18 protein-coding genes are annotated in these 18,640 nt (G+C 42.7%); 16 read left to right on the top strand and 2 right to left on the bottom strand.

All coding sequences use genetic code 11. From position 1 onward, the window contains the following. Positions 1 to 5: 5 nt before the first annotated feature. Genes DXD68_RS01510 through DXD68_RS01495 form a run of 4 tightly spaced genes read left to right on the top strand, consistent with a single transcriptional unit; the run spans position 6 to position 2,971 of the window. Positions 6 to 1,385 (top strand): [Fe-Fe] hydrogenase large subunit C-terminal domain-containing protein, encoded by a 1,380-nt coding sequence (locus DXD68_RS01510; RefSeq protein ID WP_122359995.1) that lies wholly within the window; start codon positions 6 to 8, stop codon positions 1,383 to 1,385. After that, positions 1,372 to 1,710, top strand: a complete 339-nt coding sequence (locus DXD68_RS01505) for a DRTGG domain-containing protein (RefSeq protein WP_122352793.1) — start codon at positions 1,372 to 1,374, stop codon at positions 1,708 to 1,710. The genes DXD68_RS01510 and DXD68_RS01505 overlap by 14 nt, the downstream gene beginning before the upstream one ends. After that, positions 1,707 to 2,450, top strand: coding sequence for a PHP domain-containing protein (locus DXD68_RS01500; protein WP_122359994.1), 744 nt, complete (start codon positions 1,707 to 1,709; stop codon positions 2,448 to 2,450). Before DXD68_RS01505 ends, DXD68_RS01500 begins: the two co-directional genes overlap by 4 nt. After that, the gene (locus DXD68_RS01495) at positions 2,447 to 2,971 is read left to right on the top strand and encodes a sensor histidine kinase (protein WP_122359993.1); all 525 of its coding nucleotides are present in this window, start codon (positions 2,447 to 2,449) and stop codon (positions 2,969 to 2,971) included. Before DXD68_RS01500 ends, DXD68_RS01495 begins: the two co-directional genes overlap by 4 nt. Here the strand turns inward: DXD68_RS01495 and DXD68_RS01490 are convergent, their stop codons facing one another. Both DXD68_RS01490 and rlmD read right to left on the bottom strand, forming a co-directional pair. Then, positions 2,972 to 4,366, bottom strand: a complete 1,395-nt coding sequence (locus DXD68_RS01490) for a transglycosylase SLT domain-containing protein (protein ID WP_122359992.1) — start codon at positions 4,364 to 4,366, stop codon at positions 2,972 to 2,974. Between the two features lie 11 nt (positions 4,367 to 4,377). Beyond that, positions 4,378 to 5,793 carry a 23S rRNA (uracil(1939)-C(5))-methyltransferase RlmD gene (gene rlmD / locus DXD68_RS01485; protein ID WP_122359991.1) on the bottom strand — a complete coding sequence of 472 codons (1,416 nt, stop codon included), beginning with the start codon at positions 5,791 to 5,793 and terminating at the stop codon, positions 4,378 to 4,380. 194 nt (positions 5,794 to 5,987) lie between these two features. On the opposite strand from rlmD, the gene ppdK reads away from it, so the two are divergent. The 12 genes from ppdK to DXD68_RS01425 all read left to right on the top strand — a co-directional run bounded on the left by ppdK (position 5,988) and on the right by DXD68_RS01425 (position 18,624). Further along, positions 5,988 to 8,708, top strand: a complete 2,721-nt coding sequence (gene ppdK / locus DXD68_RS01480; protein WP_122359990.1) for a pyruvate, phosphate dikinase — start codon at positions 5,988 to 5,990, stop codon at positions 8,706 to 8,708. 153 nt (positions 8,709 to 8,861) lie between these two features. Next, positions 8,862 to 9,080 carry a hypothetical protein gene (locus DXD68_RS01475; RefSeq protein WP_122359989.1) on the top strand — a complete coding sequence of 73 codons (219 nt, stop codon included), beginning with the start codon at positions 8,862 to 8,864 and terminating at the stop codon, positions 9,078 to 9,080. A gap of 316 nt (positions 9,081 to 9,396) precedes the next feature. After that, positions 9,397 to 9,795, top strand: coding sequence for a LytTR family DNA-binding domain-containing protein (locus DXD68_RS01470; RefSeq protein WP_122359988.1), 399 nt, complete (start codon positions 9,397 to 9,399; stop codon positions 9,793 to 9,795). Beyond that, positions 9,785 to 10,438, top strand: coding sequence for an FHA domain-containing protein (locus DXD68_RS01465; protein WP_122359987.1), 654 nt, complete (start codon positions 9,785 to 9,787; stop codon positions 10,436 to 10,438). The genes DXD68_RS01470 and DXD68_RS01465 overlap by 11 nt, the downstream gene beginning before the upstream one ends. Positions 10,439 to 10,574: 136 nt before the next feature. Further along, positions 10,575 to 10,817, top strand: a complete 243-nt coding sequence (locus tag DXD68_RS01460; RefSeq protein WP_122359986.1) for a hypothetical protein — start codon at positions 10,575 to 10,577, stop codon at positions 10,815 to 10,817. Then, positions 10,814 to 11,329, top strand: a complete 516-nt coding sequence (locus DXD68_RS01455; RefSeq protein ID WP_122359985.1) for an FHA domain-containing protein — start codon at positions 10,814 to 10,816, stop codon at positions 11,327 to 11,329. The genes DXD68_RS01460 and DXD68_RS01455 overlap by 4 nt, the downstream gene beginning before the upstream one ends. Positions 11,330 to 11,343: 14 nt before the next feature. Further along, positions 11,344 to 12,147, top strand: coding sequence for a PP2C family protein-serine/threonine phosphatase (locus DXD68_RS01450; RefSeq protein WP_122359984.1), 804 nt, complete (start codon positions 11,344 to 11,346; stop codon positions 12,145 to 12,147). Positions 12,148 to 12,190: 43 nt separating this feature from the next. Continuing rightward, positions 12,191 to 14,104, top strand: coding sequence for a serine/threonine protein kinase (locus DXD68_RS01445; protein ID WP_122359983.1), 1,914 nt, complete (start codon positions 12,191 to 12,193; stop codon positions 14,102 to 14,104). An 8-nt stretch (positions 14,105 to 14,112) separates the two neighbouring features. Continuing rightward, complete coding sequence (locus tag DXD68_RS01440) at positions 14,113 to 15,060, top strand: hypothetical protein (protein WP_122360490.1); 948 nt, start codon at positions 14,113 to 14,115, stop codon at positions 15,058 to 15,060. Positions 15,061 to 15,071: 11 nt separating this feature from the next. Continuing rightward, complete coding sequence (locus DXD68_RS01435) at positions 15,072 to 17,234, top strand: Kelch repeat-containing protein (protein ID WP_122359982.1); 2,163 nt, start codon at positions 15,072 to 15,074, stop codon at positions 17,232 to 17,234. Between the two features lie 2 nt (positions 17,235 to 17,236). Next, complete coding sequence (epsC, locus tag DXD68_RS01430) at positions 17,237 to 18,124, top strand: serine O-acetyltransferase EpsC (RefSeq protein WP_122359981.1); 888 nt, start codon at positions 17,237 to 17,239, stop codon at positions 18,122 to 18,124. A gap of 101 nt (positions 18,125 to 18,225) precedes the next feature. Then, positions 18,226 to 18,624: a (2Fe-2S) ferredoxin domain-containing protein gene (locus tag DXD68_RS01425; protein WP_122360489.1), complete on the top strand. Its 399-nt coding sequence runs from the start codon at positions 18,226 to 18,228 to the stop codon at positions 18,622 to 18,624. The last annotated feature ends 16 nt before the right edge of the window (positions 18,625 to 18,640 follow it).

Here is an 18,640-nt window from a genome sequence, read left to right as displayed (position 1 = left end):
ACACCATGGAAGAGACGAAGTTTTATCATGCACTTAAAATAAATCAGGAACGTTGCATCGGTTGCACGCATTGTATGACCAAATGCCCGACCCGTGCAGTCCGTATCCGTGACGGTAAAGCCGTGATACGCAAAGACTGGTGTGTCGATTGCGGGGAATGCCTGAAAGCCTGTCCGACAGAAGCCATCTATGTGGAGCAGGACGACTTCCAGAAGATATTCGACTATGAATGCCGGGTGGCGCTTGTTCCGACCGTATTTATCGGCCAGTTTTCCAAATATACGACAGAAGAGGAGATATTCAGTGCCCTGTATGAGTTGGGGTTCACCCATGTGTACCAGGTCGAATTCACTGCCGATATGATCCACCGGGAGATGCTCCGGCAGATGGAACAGGCGGAGGAGAAGCCGGTAATCAGCTCTTTCTGTCCGGCAATCGTACGGTTGATACAGATTCGTTTCCCGGCGTTGGTCGATAATATTCTTTTGGTGAAAAGTCCGGTCAATGCGACTGCCACCTATTATCATCAAGTGTTGACGGAAGAAGGTTATCAGCCCGGACAGATCGGACTCTTTTACGTGACGCCTTGTGCCGCCAAGATTGCCGCATTGAAAAGTGCGGATGGCTATTCATCCACCATTAACGGTGTGATCAATATGGATACCCTATATAATAAGGTATATCATATCCTGCAAAACCGTCCGAAAGGCTACAAGCCCGAATGTGTCCTTCCGCCCGCCCTGACCAAGAAAGAAATGAGATGGAGCCAAACGGGAGGGGAGGCAAAGCATTTCTCCGGCCGTTGCCTGGCTATCGACGAAATACACAACGTGATCGACTTTCTGGAACGGATGGAGACGACGACGGAGGTCCGGAATGTGGATTTTCTCGAACTGCGTGCCTGTGACCGCAGTTGTGCCGGAGGCGTATTGGCTGTAGCCAACCGTTTCCTGACTGCCGAGCGGATCATGAAACGTTCGATGAAACGGGATAAGGCCCCGCTTATTTATGCTTCTGAACGGCTGGGGGCATTAGCTTACCTGAAACAACATATCACGATCCGTCCGCTTAAGCCGAACCCGAAGTTGCTTTACGACGGCAGCATCGAAGAGGTATTGGAAAAGATGGAGCAGGTGAGACGGTTGATGTGTTATCTTCCGGGAATCGATTGCGGTGCATGTGGAAATCCGAACTGCCAAAGCCTGGCGGAAGATATTGTCCGCCACGAAGCCCAGTTCAGTGACTGTATTTTTATGCAGCGCAATATGGAGAAACATGGCAAACTGGACCAGGAGCATGCTTTCCGCCTGGTAGAAAAAATATGGGGGAAGGATCGTTTAAATAAAGACTGTTATAAGAAAGGAGCCAAATATGAAGGTCAGTGATCTTGTAAAAGAATTGGAACTCACCGTTTTCTGCGGTGAAGAGAACCTGGATGCCGTCGTTAAAGGCGGTTATACCAGCGATCTGTTGAGTGATGTAATGGGGCATATGGAAGAAGGAATGCTTTGGATCACCATGCAAACCCATCAGAACATCGTTGCCGTTTCAACCTTGAAAGATGCGGCGGCTGTTTTGATCGTGAACGGTGCTTCACCGGATGAAGAAACGTTGCAGAAAGGGATAGAAGAAGGGGTTCCTTTACTGGGGACGCCGCTTTCCGCTTTCGTCGTCAGTGGTAAAATATATCAACTCCTGCAGAACGGATGAATCTTTACCGGGCTGATCTGCATATTCATACTTGTCTTTCCCCTTGCGGAAGCCTGGAAATGAGCCCCACGGTCATTGTCGAAACAGCACTTGCCCGGGGACTGGATATTATTGCCGTAACGGATCATAACAGTACCCTGCAATGTCCTGAGATACAAAAACTGGGGGCCGAAGCCGGATTGACGGTTTTTGCCGGGGCCGAGGTTTGTACCCGTGAGGAGGCGCATTGTGTGGTTCTTTTGGGAACGGAAGAGGCGCGTGTTGCTTTTCAGCAATATCTGGAGATGTATTTGCCGCCTGTCCCGAACGACCCTGAACGGTTCGGTGACCAGGTGTGGGTGAACCGGCTGGACGAAATAATAGGGGAGGTTCCGTATTTGTTGCTCTCTGCGCTCGACCGCAATGTGAACCAGGTAGCGGCATTTGTAAAGGAACTGGGCGGTCTGTTTATTGCTGCTCATGTGGAACGTCCGTCTTTCAGCCTGATCAGCCAGCTTGGTTTCATTGACCCGGCATTGCCTTTGGATGCGATTGAATATACGGATGCGTCCCGGTTTGCAAGGCTTGTGGACAAACAAAAGTATTTGTCGGACTATACCTCTTATCCGGCTTCTGATGCCCATTACCCGGAACAAATAGGAAGTAAGCCTTGTATGATACAGGCGTCGGCTCCTTTATTTGAGAATATAAAGATGGCGTATGCCGGAAGTCAGGAACATTTGATACTTCCGTCTGTATGAATACGCTTACATTCCATATCACCGATATTGCCTCGAACAGTGTTCGTGCAGGCGCCACCCGTATTTCGTTGGAAATAACGATTCATGAAGACCATACGACTATCCGTATTACGGATAACGGTTGTGGTATGGATGCAGAAACGGTCTCCCGGATAACCAATCCGTTCTATACGACCCGGACAACCCGGAAAGTGGGACTGGGAATCCCTTTCCTTATTCAGAATGCAGAACAAACCGGCGGTCATGTCAGCATCACATCGGAGCCGGGAAAAGGAACGGCGGTAACGGCTTGCTTCATTACTTCTAATATCGACTGTCCGCCAATGGGTGATCTGCCCGGAACGGTTGCTATGCTGATAAGCGGGAATCCGGGGATTAATGTCTGTTTTTCTTACAGGAAAGAGGAATTGTTATTTGAAATAAGTTCGGAGGATTTGCATAGCGTCTTTGAAGATATCCCGTTAAGCCATCCGAAAGTCATACTTGCCATCCGGGAGATGATCGCTGCCAATCTGTCCTGATCAACTACGTTTGGTCTTTGTCTTGTAGTATTCGAAACGTTGCATCACTTCACGCACATAATTATACGTTTCCGAACCACGCAAATATCCATGCTTGCAGACAGGGTCGTTGTAATATTCGGGATCGCTTTTCAGGCGGACATATTCGGCTACGTTGTTATCCCAGACTTTCGGATCTTTCCCGTATTTCTCCGCCAGCCGCTGGGCATCGTAGATATGTCCGATACCGGCATTGTAAGAGGCCAGAGTAAACTTGATCTTCTCCTGTGGATCGGTTATTTCAGAAAAGCCCTGACGGAATTTGCGCAGACAGTCCACGCCGGTACGGATGCCGACATCCGGATCTTTCAGTTCGTGCGGAGTGACGCCGAGTGCCTTGGCTGTATTAGGCATGATCCCCATCAATCCTTCCGCTCCAGCCCATGAAACGACCGATGGGTTGAAATGAGACTCCTGATAGGAGATAGATGCGATAAGCTGCCAATCCCAGCCGATGTTTTTGGAATGCTTTCTGAACAGCTCGTCATAAGGAGAAATATGCCCGTTCTTTACCGGAGGCAGGTCGGCGGTAAGCGGTTGTTTGCCTAGCTCGAAATAACGTTTCACCAATGCCCGGTAGACATGGTTTCCTGATTTGTCGGATGCCCAGGCGTTGATCGCTTCTGCCAGTTTCGGACTCGTCTTACGAACCAGCCAGGAAGAACGCTGCATGAAGCTGACTTTCAGTGATACGTTGATGTTCCAGAAATAAGTCTTGTTCAGACGGGCGATATTATCATCGCTGATGGTGTAAGGTATTTCTCCCTGCGAAACCATGGCGATCAGGTCTTCGGTCGTTACCGTATCTTTCTTGATGTCTTTTATATGGATACCGCCGCCCAGTTCTTTATCCAGGTTTTTAAGCCGTTCGTAGTATTTGGTATCCGGCTTTACATACACTTCTTTCCCGATCAGTTGAGTCACATCTTTAAGGATCGTATCTCCTTTGTTGGCACGCTGAACCAACACCTGGCTGGTCAACTCTTCGCGCCCGCAGTAAAGATAGTTCTCTTTCAGGTTATTACTCATCTGGATAGGGTAGGCAACAACGTCTGCTTCACCGGCTTCCAGCATCTCGATCAAACGGGTTGCGTTTTCAGCGACTTTGATGTTCAGCTTCAACCCTTCGGAGCGGGCGAAGTCTTTGATCAGATCGTATTCATAACCCATCGGTTCCATTTTATACTGGAAGTAGGAAGTGGAGCTGTAAAGTGTCACGGCCGTGATCTCGCCCTCCGCTTTCAGCTGGGGCAGGTCGGTATAGACAAAATCGTCTTCCTTTTGCTCTTGCTTATTGCCGGAACAGCTACTCAAAAGCAAAGTTAAGCACAAAAGGGAGACGATTTTCCTATACATTATTATATATGTTATTCTTTCTTTTCCAGTAAGACAACATTTTCCACGTGATGTGTATGTGGGAACATATCGACGGGACGTACCTTCTTCACATTATACTTCACGCTAAGCAGGCTTAAATCGCGGGCCTGTGTTGCCGGATTACAACTTACATATACGATACGCTTCGGTTCGGCAAAAAGGATGGTGTTGATTACATCATCATGCATTCCGGCACGAGGCGGATCGGTAATAATAACATCCGGACGGCCATGTTGGTTTATGAAATCTGCCGTAAGGATATCTTTCATGTCACCGGCATAGAATAATGTGTTGTCGATTTTGTTCAGGGCAGAATTGACTTTGGCATCTTCGATAGCTTCGGGCACATATTCGATACCGATTACTTTCTTTGCCTGGCGTGAAACGAAGTTGGCGATCGTTCCGGTTCCCGTATAAAGGTCGTACACCATTTCGTTTCCGGTCAATCCGGCAAACTCGCGAGCTACCTTATATAAGTTGTAAGCCTGTTCACTGTTCGTTTGGTAGAAAGATTTGGGACCTACTTTGAATTGCAGCCCTTCCATCTCCTCAATGATATGGTCTTTGCCACGGAACACAAGAACATCCTGGTCGGTGATCGTATCGTTGCATTTCTCGTTTATTACATATAATAAAGAGGTGATCTCCGGAAATTGTTCAGCCACATGCGAGAGCAAGGCTTCGCGGCGTTCCTTATCTTCGTGGAAGAATACGACTACCACCATCAGGTCGCCCGTTGAAGCGGTACGGATCATCAATGTACGGATAAACCCTTCCTGATTCCTTAGATCGAAGAAAGGATAGCCTTCGTGTGACAAGCAATACTCTTTGATACAAAGACGGATGCGGTTGGAAATATCATTCTGCAACCAGCATTTGTGTATATCCAGTACCTTGTCGAACATTCCCGGGATATGGAAACCGACAGCGTTCATACAATCGAAAGTGGCTCCTGACTTCACTTCTTCTTCCGTCAGCCATTTCTTATTGGAGAAGGTGAATTCGAGTTTATTCCGGTAGAAGGTGGTACGTTCGGAACCTAATATAGGCAAAACCTCTTCCATCTCGATCTTTCCGATGCGGGTAAGGTTGTCTATAACCTGCTTATGTTTGTATCTTAACTGGGCTTCATAGGGGAGATGTTGCCATTTGCAACCACCGCATACGCCGAAATGTTCGCAAAACGGAGTGGCTCGTTCTGTAGAGTATTCGTGGAAGTGTACAGCCTTCCCTTCGGCATAACTATTCTTTTTACGGGTAAGTTGGATGTCTACTACATCGCCGGGAGCGACAAAAGGAACAAACACCACTTTCTCATTTACACGTGCAATCGCCTTACCTTCAGCGGCTACGTCTGTAATTGTTACCTTTTCAAGCAAGGGTAACTGCTTCTTATTTCTTGCCAATTTTATCTGTGTTTAAAATTTTCGCCACGCAAATGTACATATTTAGCTGATACGAATAGTAAAGAATAGTTCTAAAACATATAAAAATCTTTAACTTTCTGTATCTGGTGTACTCGTAAATAGCATATATTTGCAGTATTGCAATGTAGAGATAGCAAAACTGAAATCTAATAAACATAATTACAGTCTGACACATGGAAAGAAAAAGAGTCTACACATTCGGTAATGGAAAAGCCGAAGGTAAAGCAGATATGAGAAATCTGCTGGGTGGTAAAGGTGCAAACCTTGCCGAAATGAATTTAATTGGCGTTCCGGTTCCTCCGGGATTCACAATTACAACAGAAGTTTGCTCGGAATATTATGAACTGGGCAAAGACAAAGTCGTAGAATTACTGAAGTCGGACGTTGAAAAAGCTATTGCTAACATAGAAACGTTAATGAACTCCAAGTTCGGAGATGTGGAAAACCCGCTGTTGGTTTCTGTCCGTTCCGGAGCACGTGCTTCTATGCCGGGTATGATGGATACCATCCTGAACCTGGGATTGAACGACGAGGTAGTAGAAGGGTTGACACGTAAAACAGGCAACGCTCGTTTTGCATGGGACTCTTATCGCCGTTTTGTACAAATGTATGGTGATGTGGTTTTGGGTATGAAACCGACCAGTAAGGAAGACATCGATCCGTTCGAAGCGATCATCGAAGAGGTGAAAGAAGCCAAAGGGGTGAAGCTGGACAACGAACTGACTGTCGACGACCTGAAGACATTGGTGACAAAGTTCAAAGCCGCTGTTAAGAAACAAACAGGAAGCGACTTCCCGACTTGTGCCTACGAACAATTGTGGGGTGCAATCTGTGCCGTATTCAACTCCTGGATGAACGAACGTGCTATCCTGTACCGTCAGATGGAAGGTATTCCGGCAGAATGGGGAACAGCTGTTTCTGTTCAGGCGATGGTATTCGGTAACATGGGTGATACATCTGCTACAGGTGTATGTTTCTCTCGTGACGCCGGTAACGGTGAAGACCTATTCAACGGTGAATACCTGATCAATGCACAGGGTGAAGACGTTGTTGCCGGTATCCGTACTCCGCAGCAGATCACGAAGATCGGTTCACAGCGCTGGGCAGAACGTGCCGGTATTCCGGAAGAAGAAAGAGTTGCTAAATTCCCTTCAATGGAAGAAGCCATGCCGGAAATCTATAAGGAACTGGATGCACTGCAGACAAAACTGGAAAATCATTACCGCGACATGCAGGATATGGAATTTACCGTACAGGAAGGCAAACTTTGGTTCCTTCAGACACGTAACGGTAAACGTACAGGTTCTGCTATGGTGAAGATCGCTATCGATCTGTTGCATCAGGGAATGATCGATGAAAAGACAGCTTTGAAACGCATCGAACCGAATAAACTGGATGAATTGCTTCACCCGGTATTTGACAAGGTGGCTGAATCACAGGCAAAGGTTTGGGTAAAAGGTTTACCTGCTTCTCCGGGTGCAGCTACAGGTCAGATCGTATTTTTTGCTGATGATGCTGCTAAATGGCATGCAGACGGAAAGAAAGTCGTTATGGTTCGTATCGAAACGTCTCCGGAAGATTTAGCAGGTATGGCTGTTGCCGAAGGCATCCTGACAGCCCGTGGTGGTATGACCTCACATGCTGCTGTAGTCGCTCGTGGTATGGGTAAATGTTGCGTATCAGGAGCAGGTGCACTGGAAATCGACTACAAGAATAAAACTGTAACAGTAGACGATGTTACTTTAAAAGAAGGTGATTATATCTCTATCAATGGTACAACCGGTACAGTATATGTAGGTAAAGTAGAAACAAAGGCAGCTGAACTGTCCGGCGATTTCGCTGAATTGATGGCTTTAGCTGACAAATATACCAAACTGCAGGTTCGTACAAATGCGGATACTCCTCATGATGCTGCTATCGCGCGCAACTTCGGTGCTGTCGGTATCGGATTGTGCCGTACGGAACACATGTTCTTTGAAGGCGAAAAAATTAAAGCTATGCGGGAAATGATTTTGGCAGAAAATGCGGAAGGTCGTAAGACTGCTTTGGCAAAAATTTTGCCTTATCAACAAGCAGACTTCAAAGGCATTTTCAAGGCAATGGCAGGATGTCCTGTTACCGTTCGTCTGCTCGATCCTCCTTTGCATGAGTTCGTTCCTCACGATCTGAAAGGTCAGGAAGAAATGGCAACAGCTATGGGAGTATCTGTAAAAGAAATTCAGAAACGTGTTGAATCTCTTTGCGAACATAACCCGATGCTAGGTCACCGTGGTTGCCGTTTAGGTAATACATATCCCGAAATTACAGAAATGCAAACACGTGCTATCTTGGGTGCAGCACTGGAATTGAAGAAAGAAGGCATTGAGGCTAAACCGGAAATCATGGTGCCGCTGACAGGTATCTTATACGAATTCAAAGAACAGGAAAAAGTAATCCGTGATGCTGCAGAAAAGTTATTTGCCGAAGTAGGAGACCGTATCGACTTTAAGGTAGGTACAATGATCGAAATTCCTCGTGCTGCTCTGACTGCCGATCGTATCGCTTCTTCTGCTGAATTCTTCTCATTCGGAACAAATGACCTGACTCAGATGACATTCGGCTATTCACGTGACGATATCGCTTCATTCTTACCGATCTATCTGGAAAAGAAGATTCTGAAAGTAGACCCGTTCCAGGTATTAGACCAGAATGGAGTAGGCCAGCTGGTTCGAATGGCTACGGAAAAAGGACGTGCAATCCGCCCGGATCTGAAATGTGGTATTTGTGGTGAGCATGGCGGTGAACCTTCTTCAGTGAAGTTCTGCCATAAAGTAGGATTGAACTATGTATCTTGTTCTCCGTTCCGCGTGCCTATCGCTCGCATCGCTGCTGCACAAGCTGCAATTGAAGATTAATATACATAATAAATAAAGTAATTATAAGAAGGGTATTCTTTTTTGAATATCCTTCTTATTTTGCTTTAAAACATACCATATATTTCATTATTATCAAATTATAATTACTTTTGCATAAATGATTTTTTATTATCCATTAATGTATTAAGTTTTATGGCACGTAAAGTTAATTATTCGAAGAAGATCGAGAAAATTAAAGCTCAGTTGGATGAGTTGGTGAATGACATTGAAAATGGTTCAAAGAGAGAAGAAGTTGTGATAGAACAGAAGATTAAAATATCTGATATCGATTTCGAAAACGAGGATTTGGCTACGTTAATGAAAATTCAGACACGTTTAGTACGCGCAATTAATCTGAAAATGAAGAATTAAATTAAGGTTTATACTCTATCAAAAAGGGATATTTCATTACAGAATATCCCTTTTTTGTGTTTATCGGCTTCTGTTCGGGATTTGATCCGTATTCATTTTTCAGTTATATTTCTTATTGAAACTTATATTTACAGAGCTGTTGAAATTTAAATGGTGAATTATTCTTGCCAAATTAGCTCATATTCAAGTTTGAAAACAGAATATTATTAGCCAATATTCCATATTTCATTTATATTTCTTTATAAAATATAGTCGGGATAAAGATAAAATACCGTATATTTGTTACTCGGTGAAAATAAAAAAACAATATCAACGTATGGAGCGGTATTTAATAATTAAGACGAGGGATGAGTTGTTACGAATAAAGATAGGGCAAATACTCTACTTTGAAGCTGATAGAAATTATACTAAATTACTATTATCCAATGGAATCCAGTTTACCTTTGCAATTAATATAGGTAAAATAGAAGAGATACTCGAAAAACAGGTAGCCGGATGCAACAAGATATTAATGAGAGTAGGAAAAAGTCATATCATAAATAAAAATCATATTCTGCAAATCAATTTACCCAAGCAAAAACTGTTATTATTGACAGAAGAGGGGAAACCTAGAGAGCTTATAATATCCAAAGATCCTTTAAAAGTGCTAAAAGAATCCCTGGAAAAGGAGATGGGTAAACCGGAAGAACCAAAGGAAATTAAAGATGAAAATTAGAATCGGTAAAGCTGAAGATAATGATTTTATAGTAAATGATCCTCATGTTAGCAGGCACCATGCTTGTCTGGTTCGTGAGGATCATGGCTGTTGGTTGTTGGAAGATCTCAGCTCTACGAACGGTACTTTCGTCAATGGTTCACAGATCGTCAAAAAACGTGTTACACCAACAGATAAGATAATCCTGGGGACAGGATATGTCTTGAATCTGTCTGAAGCACTAAAATACAACAACGACTATAGTGAAGAGTTTGCTGCACTAAAGAAAGTGTACGATGATTATGTTCAAGCAAAAGTTAAGATACAATCATCTAATCAGTTTAAAACCAGATTGTTTCAGTCTCTCCCTTTTGCTTTGCCCGGCATAATTGGTGTTGTTATCGGCTTTTTGGGTAAAGGAAGTCCTGAATTTTTAGGAATAAGCCTATTTATAACGATTTGTGCCCCTACAGTCGGGATCTACATGGGAGCAAAGCAAGCCTCCAAAACGCCACAACAACTGCAAGACATTGCAAATCAGTTCAAAATAGACTATGTATGCCCTAAATGTGGTACATTTTTGGGAGAAATACCCTGGGAATCATTGAGAAACAGAAAGCAATGTCCCGTTTCTTCCTGTAAAGCAAAGTGGGTCAGTGAATAAGTTGTTTCGTATCCCAAATCGGACAGTTTGTACATAAAACCCAAACCTTTGATTATAAGAGATTATTGGATACTCATTTAATCCATTACTTTTTCTACTTTTGTTTCCATAAAGAATAATTTTAATTCAAACCAGTATGCAAGAGGAGGAATACACATTCGTTACACTAGACAGTGACGACTCCGTATTTAATGATGCGGTAGTAGTAGATGTGGATGGAGAAAATGATTTATCTGGTATCGTTATGATTGAAGACGATAGCATGGATGTTTCGGATTTTATCACATTATCTGATGACACCATTATATTGTCCGATACAGACGTACATGACGCTTTCTCTACTGATATCGACGGATCTGATATATCGTTCATGATATGATTTCAGTAAAATGTCCACATTGTCACGTAGGATTAAAGGTAGACGAGGGGAAACTTCCCCTCGATCTAACTTCTTTTAAATGTCCGAAGTGTAAACAGTCAATTCCTGTCTCTTTGCTTCAACTGGGGAAGCAGGGAGCAGATTTCGATCAGGATACGATCCTGGTCCATCCTGTTTCGAACAGTACAGGACAGCTTTTGGTAGTTAGTGACGATGCCACCCCGGAACAGATTTTCCCCCTCTATGAAGGTATTGCAGTAATCGGTCGTAAGTCCAATGCGTCAGGCGCAACAATAGGAATTATCACGACTGATAAATCAATGAGTCGGGAACATATACGGATAGAAGTAAAAAAAGACCCTAAAGGAGGGTATAAACATTATCTTTCTGACAATAATAGTAAGAACCATACGTTATATAATAGCAATTACCTTGAAAATGGAGAAGTGGTCGTGCTAAAGAACAATGACGAGATCATTATCGGGCACACAGTTCTTCGCTTTAATGAATAAAATCTGTTCGTGCTATGAATATAACGATTGGCAAGCCTTGGGCCGTTTGTGAGAAAGGCGGTAGACAAAACAACGAGGATTCAATCTATCCGTTACCGGAGATGGTTAATTCCAATCAAAAATTATTTCTGGTTTGCGATGGTGTCGGCGGATCAGAAAAAGGAGAGATTGCCAGTTCGCTGGCCTGTGAATCTTTCCAGACATTCTTTTCTACATTTCTGGACGATGAACCATCCGAAGAGTTTGTAAATAAAGCTATCAGATATACAGAAGCACGTTTCGACGATTATGTGAATACCCACCCGGAAGCCAAAGGCATGGCAACGACACTGACTATGGTCTCAGTCGGTACATCAGGCGTAACACTGGCTCATGTAGGCGACAGCCGGATTTATCAGTTCCGCCAAGGAGAAATTCTTTATCAGACGGAAGACCATTCTTTGGTTAATTCACTTGTCAAACTGGGAAAAATAACCAAAGAAGAAGCACTGACTCATCCACAAAAAAATGTTATTATTCGTGCCATACAAGGGACAGAGCATCCGACAGAAGCAGATGTTATCCTGCTGAAGGACGTACAGGCCGGCGATTACTTCTTCATGTGTACTGACGGCGTACTGGAAAGGCTGAAAAATGAAGATCTTTCCTCTATCTTTTCGACTCATACTAACCCGGAAGATATCAAAGATTCCATCATGGCTTCCTGTTGTGGTAAGACGCGGGATAACTTTTCTTTTTATATTTTACCCGTGCAAAATGTAGGTGAATCTATCGGAATAAAACAAAATATTCTCTCTTTCCTTTATTCTTTTATATAAATAACGTAATTTTGGCAGATTAAAAAGAGTTACGCTATAAGTTATGAATTTGCCAAACGGACATCTTCTTCAAAATGGAAAATATCGGCTTACGCATGTAGTTGGTCAGGGCGGCTTTGGTATAACTTACAGAGGCGTTTGGTTTACCGAAGTTAAAGGGCCATTAGGAACTATCAAGACAGAGGTTCCTATATGTGTAAAAGAATATTTTTTCAAGGATTACTGCTATAGAGATCCTGAATCTTTCGAAGTCAAGGTACATTCCGAGACAGGAAGGGCACTTTTTGATAAGTTTAAAGAAAAACTTATCAAAGAGGCAAAGATATTGTCTGATGTTCATCATCCGCATATCGTCAATGTATTGGAAGTGTTTGAAGAAAATAACACGGCCTATATTGCTATGGAATATATTTCGGGGAATAGTCTGAAGTATATGATGGATAAGGAAGGGATACTTCCGGAAGCGAAAGTACTCAGATACGTACATCAGATAGGAGAGGCTCTTCAGTTCGTTCATGAGAAAAATATCCTTCATTTGGATATCAAACCCAGCAATATACTGATCGATCAAAGCGGAAAAGCACGTCTGATCGATTTCGGAGTAAGTAAACGATATGATATCGAACAGCAGGAAACGAGTACGACCATGCTGACCTTATCAAAAGGTTTTGCCTCTATCGAGCAATATGACAATGAAGGTACGCAAAGTTTTTCTCCTTGTCCGGACATCTATTCGCTGGGGGCAACCATGTATAACCTGCTGACGGGAAAGATACCGACAGAGTCTATTCTCCGGGCGACACGTCCCTTGCCGGCTCCGGCAAAATTGAATCCGGCTATTTCTCCGAAAACAGAAGCCGCCATCATCAAGGCAATGGAAATTGTACCGGCAGACCGCTTTCAGACGGTATCGGAAATGTTGGCTGCCCTGGATTATCCGGAGATGAAAGAAGAGGAAATAAAGAAAGATTTATCTTCCCCTGAATATTTTGAGGAAGATGAAACAACTATTTTATTTACAACTCGTTTACCCCAGTCGAAAACGGATGAAGGGGATGAGACTGTTTTAAATACGGTATTAAATACAGTTGATGCATCTCCAGTCTCCAAAAAGAAAAAAAGAAAAACAACGTTAATTTCTTTACTAATTATTATATTTGCAAGTATAGGTTCGGCAGTAGCCCTTCTGGTGCAACGTAATAGTTCTAAAGCTACAGAAACGAAAAACATAGCTTTTACACCCGAAAAAGATAGTTTTCCGGTCTCTAAAGCTATGCTTTCTGAAGTGACGGAAGAAAATAGCACTTCGGAAGTTGTAAAAGAAGAGCCAAAGGACGATGCCGAGACTGAAAACACGGATATCAGACAGGAAACTGAGGAGAAGCCAGTAAGTAAACCGGAGGTTACGACTCCGCGCACAGAACCGGTAAAACCTCAGAAAGAGCCTGTAGTAAAAGATATTGAAAAAACAGTTGTTACACCACCGGCTCCTTCGGCGGAAGAGATCAATGCCGAATTTGAAACATTGATCGCTACCGGAAAAGAGAAAATGGCAGCAGCACAAATATCCAGTGAAGCTGCTGATTTTGTGAAAGCGACAGAAGAAATCTCGGAGGCCGGAAGTGCATTCAGCAAAGCTGGAAAACTTAAAACAACGGACGAACTTTTTGATCTTATAGGAGAATGCAGAGTTAAACAGGATGAAATACTTCTTGCCGGCAGAAAAGCAATGTATGAGGAAATAAAACCTTTTGGAGATCTGATGATCGTTCAGAAAAAGGATAACCAAAAATATGGAGCTATAGATGCCGATGCAAAGGAGCGTATCAAATGCAAGTATTTGGCTGCTTATCGAACACAGCAAGGATACAGTGCATTTTTGAGAGAAGATGAATTGTATGATATTTACGATACAAAAGGTGTGATGATTAGTGAACGTTTATCAGGTTATTATTAATGAAATTTATGAAGATACTTAAAATACTTACTCTCTTATTTATAATTCTATTGCCGGGACATTTGATGGCACAGATGCAGCCTGACTACAATAGAAAAGGCGATGAAGCTATGCGCCGCCAGGATTATAGAAAAGCTACAATGTGGTATGAAGAAGGTGCTATGCAATGTGACTCGTATAGCATCGAGCAACTGACTACCATATGGAAGCTGAATAAAAAGATGCGTTCATCCATGCGCGGGTTGATGAGTAAATGCTTTGATTGTCTCAGAGATAAAGCGACGATAGATAACGATACGACTGCCATATCGCAATTGATACTTTATTACAGAGAGGGTATAGGCACTCTCGCCAATGAAGAGCGTGCCAGAAGCTGGAGTAATCGCCTCGAAGAGCTGCGCAAACCTGTAGAAGTGATCACTTATATGCCAGCCAAAGAGAAAAAGCCGAGAGAGCCGATGAAGTTTTTCGTCGGATATGCATTTTCTATTGAAGCGCCATACGGATTAACTGTAGGAGGTGTTGGCAAAAGATTCGGCTGGTATGCACGTTTCAGGACGAACCTGTCGTTTGACAATTATACGAATGAGTGTCGGGGAGATAAAGAATTGGTCACTATACCTGATAATGCCGCATATCGATTTACCAATAAGAAAAAATCTAATAATATAGCAGCATCGGCCGGTTTGGTCATTAAATGTGCTCCCTGGTTATATACTTCCGTAGGACTGGGATACGGGAAAAGAGAACTATTGTATGAATATAACACAATACCTTATTCGGATTCCAAAAATAAAGAATCTTTTTGGGCGAAGAATACGGATCAGTCTTATACTGGTGTTGTTGCCGATTTGGATTTTATGGTTAAATTCGGTTCATTCTTTGTCAGTGCCGGATGCAACACTTTAAACTTTAAATATGTCGACCTGAATGCAGGTCTGGGTATGTTCTTTTAAAAGATAATAATATGAAACAACTATACTTACTATTATTCACCTTGTTTGCTATATGTTTATCCGGCTGTGTGGAAGAGCCGGATATGGATACTAACCTGCAGAATGTTTTGCCTCCGGAATTCGAGAAATTTACACAAGCAGATGTCAGCTTTACTGCCACGAGTATTCATGCAAAAGCTACCATAAAGAAAGAAAATGGAGATCCGGTTGTTGAACGTGGTTTCGTTTATTGGCTGAAAGATTCAAAAGATATCCAAAAACAGGAAGATTCTACCATCAAAGAAGGTAAAAGTACATATGAACTTACCATAAATGAGCTTATTAATGATACAACCTATCATATCAGTCCATTCGCAAAAAGTGAAAAGGGAGGTATTGCATATGGAGACACATTAGATGTTACAACAAATGAGGGTATAGGATCAGTTATCACCTCGGAAATTAAAGAATTCACAGCAACGACCGCCGTGCTGGGAGGTACGATCAGGAAAAAAGGCGAAGGTGAAATCAAAAAGGTAGGTTTCCGTTTTCATAAGAATGCAGAGGCTGATTCAATGGTTTATGTCAACATGAATGATATGCTGACAGACTCTACATTTGTTTATACTTTAACTGAGCTGGATCCGGAAACGGAATATACAGTTGAAGCCATAGTAGAAAATAGTTTTGGCTTGTTCAATACCAATAAACAAAGCTTCACGACATTGGACGGACATCCCAAACTCGATTTGCTTGAAAAGATTGAGATAGATTATACACATGCAACCGTAAGAGCCAGATTGGTTGAAAAAGGTGATGGAGAGCTGGATTCTATCGGGTTCTGCTGGGGGACAGTGAAAGACTTGAATCGACCTAATATCATTGAAGATTCAGTCATTAAATGTACGGTTAACGAAGATGGCTTTATTTTAGGTGTCATTCCTTCTTTGAAGCCGGGAATACAATATTTCGTACGCGGTTTTGCTGTAAATGAATTTGGTCCTGTCTATACTTCAGACAGTATTGCTTTTTATGCCAAAAGAGATGTTCCTACTATCCTTATGGATGAATCTTTGAATTATACCATGAAAGACGGGAATGTAACAGTCAGTGGTCTGTTGGAGAATGACGGTAGAACCGATGTTAAAAAGATTGTTGTTTATTGTTCGTTGACGAGCACTCCGGGACCGGATAACGAATCCGACCAAAAGGTTACTCTCACAAGAGAAGATTTGGATAAAGATAAAAAATTTCAAGTATCTTTTACGTTGAAAGGGGAAAAGAAGTATTATGTCAAAGCTTATGCAACGAATGAGAATGGGACAGAGGGCAGTAACATTGTTGAGTTTAAAACACCCAATATTGTTTCAGGAAATCTAACGGGATTTGAGGGCAGTGGGCGTATGAATTATACGGTTTTCACACTGGATGATCAAGCATTTGTTGTAGGAGGAGATTTAGGTCCAAAAAGAACAGATGAACTGTATGGATATAATCCGACTTATAACAAATGGAAGCTTTTTGAGTCTTACCCGATAGAAGCAATGAACATGGCTGCATGTACAATGGATAATACAGCCTATCTGTTTGGAGGAAACACATTAGCTATGAACATAACCGGATGTTATTCATATTCAAACAATGAATGGACAGATTTAGCTCCATTGGAAAATGGGAATATACGTAATAAAGCCGTTTGTTTCCCTTATGGAGATGACATTTATCTTATTGGTGGAAACATAAATAATGCTCCAACTGATACCATTTGTCGTTACAATACAAATGACAATAAATGGTATAATTATGGTAAGTTCGCGGTTGCTCTAAGTAATGGTATTGCTTTGGTTTCAGGCGAAGGTGAAGTCTTCGTTGGTCTGGGAGATAAAATTGCAGGACGAGGGTTATGGAAAGCTACCGGAGGAGATTTTACCAGCTGGAGTAGTTTAACAGAACTACCGGGGAAAATGGACAATGTTTCAAGTGGCATTATTTATAACAGAAGTATATATGTTATTGATGAATCTGGCGTAATGTGGCAATATAATATAGATAATGATGAGTGGCATCAACGTTATGCTTATTCGAAAGGCAGTAAGAATTACGAACTATTCATGTTGAATGGTGTTGTGTATATTTTAAGTTTGGATTATTACCAAAAAACATTAGTGACATACGACCCGGCATGGGATAACTAAACATGAACAGAACTGATATATTAAACCAAATACAGAAAAACGTGGAACGTCTGTCGGCTTCCGATCTGCCGGAGTATAAATATATTCCGCTGCATCAGAAGCCATCACCTTCTGTGCTTTCGCTTCGTGAAGTCATGTTGTTGCTACGGAAAGTGATCTTTCCGGGATTCTTCGGTTCGGAGCAGGAGGCACAGGTGGATTCCATCCAATACTATACAGGAGTCTATTTGGAGAAGATATATGACCTGCTTCAAGAACAGATATATAACGGTCTCTGTTTCGAAGTTGATCGTTGTTGTGATTCGAAGGACCGTGCGTCCCGGATAGCGATTGATTTTATAAATAAGATACCTCATATCAAGTATTTGCTATCCACCGATGTAAAAGCGATACTGGATGGCGATCCGGCAGCCAAGAGTCTTAGCGAAATCATATTCTGTTATCCCGCCGTACACGCCATTCTTCATCAGCGGGTAGCGCATGAGCTGTTAAAGCTCGGAGTGCCGGTCCTGCCGCGTATCATCACCGAGATGGCCCATTCCGAAACAGGGATCGACATCCATCCGGGGGCACAGATCGGAGAATATTTCAGTATTGATCACGGGACAGGTGTTGTCGTAGGACAGACCGCCATTATAGGTAACCATGTCCGTTTGTATCAGGGTGTTACTCTGGGAGCTAAAAACTTTACGCTGGATGAAGAAGGGCTGCCTGTCGATGTACCCCGTCACCCGATCATTGAAGACAATGTTACTATCTACTCCAATGCTTCCATTCTCGGTCGTATCACGATAGGGAAAGGCTCAGTGATAGGTGGTAATATCTGGTTAACCCATAGCGTTCCGCCAAACTCCAAAGTTCTTCAGACACGGGCTGTCGAAGACAAATAAATCTTTTATATTTTTTGCGCAAAAGACACCCTTAAATTGAACATAAATACGTATGTTTGCGTCATACCCATGTGGTAATAATACCTTAAATGTGTACGATGATGAACAAAGTAAAAACGTTAGATGACCTTCGGAAGATGCGTGAATCCTTACGTACCTCCCTCGATTTACGCGAGAAAAGTAATAATCCCGAGCAAATGGTTCAGATCAAGGTGGCTATGGCGACCTGCGGTATCGCTGCCGGAGCCAAAGAGGTAATGAGCTATTTTATCGAAGCCCTCGACCGGGAACGCGTAGATGCCTTAGTTACTCAAACAGGCTGCATGGGATATTGCTATGCAGAACCTACCGTAGAGATCACAGTTCCCGGCAAGGAACCGCTCGTATTCGGTCGCGTCAACAAAACAAAAGTGGACGAGATCATTACCAGTTATATCAAACAAGGTATTCTGATAGACGACATCATACCTGTCAACTATAACTCGGTCGGTCCAGAATAAAAACCAATACAAATTC

Origin of the sequence: Parabacteroides sp. TM07-1AC, assembly GCF_003480915.1 — a bacterium.
GTDB lineage: Bacteria > Bacteroidota > Bacteroidia > Bacteroidales > Tannerellaceae > Parabacteroides > Parabacteroides chongii.
The sequence above is the reverse complement of the archived record's forward strand: the minus strand, read 5'-3'. Positions and strand labels throughout refer to the sequence as shown.

Bases quoted from the DNA above. Each gene is read 5' to 3' on its own strand.
- DXD68_RS01510 (WP_122359995.1), top strand. From the start codon at position 6: ATGGAAGAGACGAAGTTTTATCATGCACTTAAAATAAATCAGGAACGT.
- DXD68_RS01505 (WP_122352793.1), top strand. From the start codon at position 1,372: ATGAAGGTCAGTGATCTTGTAAAAGAATTGGAACTCACCGTTTTCTGC.
- DXD68_RS01500 (WP_122359994.1), top strand. From the start codon at position 1,707: ATGAATCTTTACCGGGCTGATCTGCATATTCATACTTGTCTTTCCCCT.
- DXD68_RS01495 (WP_122359993.1), top strand. From the start codon at position 2,447: ATGAATACGCTTACATTCCATATCACCGATATTGCCTCGAACAGTGTT.
- DXD68_RS01490 (WP_122359992.1), bottom strand. From the start codon at position 4,366: ATGTATAGGAAAATCGTCTCCCTTTTGTGCTTAACTTTGCTTTTGAGT.
- ppdK (WP_122359990.1), top strand. From the start codon at position 5,988: ATGGAAAGAAAAAGAGTCTACACATTCGGTAATGGAAAAGCCGAAGGT.
- DXD68_RS01475 (WP_122359989.1), top strand. From the start codon at position 8,862: ATGGCACGTAAAGTTAATTATTCGAAGAAGATCGAGAAAATTAAAGCT.
- DXD68_RS01470 (WP_122359988.1), top strand. From the start codon at position 9,397: ATGGAGCGGTATTTAATAATTAAGACGAGGGATGAGTTGTTACGAATA.
- DXD68_RS01465 (WP_122359987.1), top strand. From the start codon at position 9,785: ATGAAAATTAGAATCGGTAAAGCTGAAGATAATGATTTTATAGTAAAT.
- DXD68_RS01460 (WP_122359986.1), top strand. From the start codon at position 10,575: ATGCAAGAGGAGGAATACACATTCGTTACACTAGACAGTGACGACTCC.
- DXD68_RS01455 (WP_122359985.1), top strand. From the start codon at position 10,814: ATGATTTCAGTAAAATGTCCACATTGTCACGTAGGATTAAAGGTAGAC.
- DXD68_RS01450 (WP_122359984.1), top strand. From the start codon at position 11,344: ATGAATATAACGATTGGCAAGCCTTGGGCCGTTTGTGAGAAAGGCGGT.
- DXD68_RS01445 (WP_122359983.1), top strand. From the start codon at position 12,191: ATGAATTTGCCAAACGGACATCTTCTTCAAAATGGAAAATATCGGCTT.
- DXD68_RS01440 (WP_122360490.1), top strand. From the start codon at position 14,113: ATGAAGATACTTAAAATACTTACTCTCTTATTTATAATTCTATTGCCG.
- DXD68_RS01435 (WP_122359982.1), top strand. From the start codon at position 15,072: ATGAAACAACTATACTTACTATTATTCACCTTGTTTGCTATATGTTTA.
- epsC (WP_122359981.1), top strand. From the start codon at position 17,237: ATGAACAGAACTGATATATTAAACCAAATACAGAAAAACGTGGAACGT.
- DXD68_RS01425 (WP_122360489.1), top strand. From the start codon at position 18,226: ATGAACAAAGTAAAAACGTTAGATGACCTTCGGAAGATGCGTGAATCC.